This is a genomic window from Mycobacterium sp. 1482292.6, assembly GCF_001672995.1.
In the GTDB taxonomy this organism is placed as follows: Bacteria; Actinomycetota; Actinomycetes; order Mycobacteriales; family Mycobacteriaceae; genus Mycobacterium; species Mycobacterium europaeum_A.
Genome location: NZ_LZKV01000114.1, coordinates 1 through 581, shown reverse-complemented (window position 1 = coordinate 581; position 581 = coordinate 1). Strand labels below are relative to the sequence as shown.

Annotated in this window: 1 protein-coding gene; it reads left to right on the top strand. The window is 60.4% G+C overall.

What is annotated here, in order from left to right:
- A partial coding sequence (locus A5624_RS28590; RefSeq protein ID WP_197518949.1) for a hypothetical protein occupies positions 1-581 on the top strand: 581 nt, incomplete at both ends.

Here is a 581-nt window from a genome sequence, read left to right as displayed (position 1 = left end):
ATTTACACCGACGGCGACAATCCCGCTCGTGACCTGCATGGGTTGCGGGATCTGTTGCAAGCGCCGGGTTTCGCCATGCACGACGCGGGGCATTTCCACTTGACCAATTCCGCGTTTGTTGCCGCGCGTAACCACCCCGTCATTGATCTTTACCTGAAAACGCTTGAGTCTAACTACGGCTTGCGACAAGACGAATTGAACCCGGAAGAGTGGCTGGTGCCCAACACCCGGGGGGTTCATTCCTACTTCTATGTCAAGAATCCGAGTGGCCGGATCCGACGTCGGTCGGTCATGGAGCGCACCGGATCGGACGCGTTTCTATCGGCTTTGGAGAATGCTGGGTTTGTTGGTCCCGCGCTCGAGTTGATTCCGCGCATCTCCGTGGCCCAGTTGCCTCGAGAAAACCCTGATTCGTGGGCAAGCAGCGCGCCGCGGCCATCTGCGCCCGAGCAGACCGTTGATGTGTTGCAACACGCCGTTACCGGGCTGATCCGCGATTTGGGCAACCGGCGCGGCGATTTGAATCTTCTGGCCGTGGCGCCGCTGATCGAGGGGCTGCCGGATCCGGCTGCGGGTTGGGA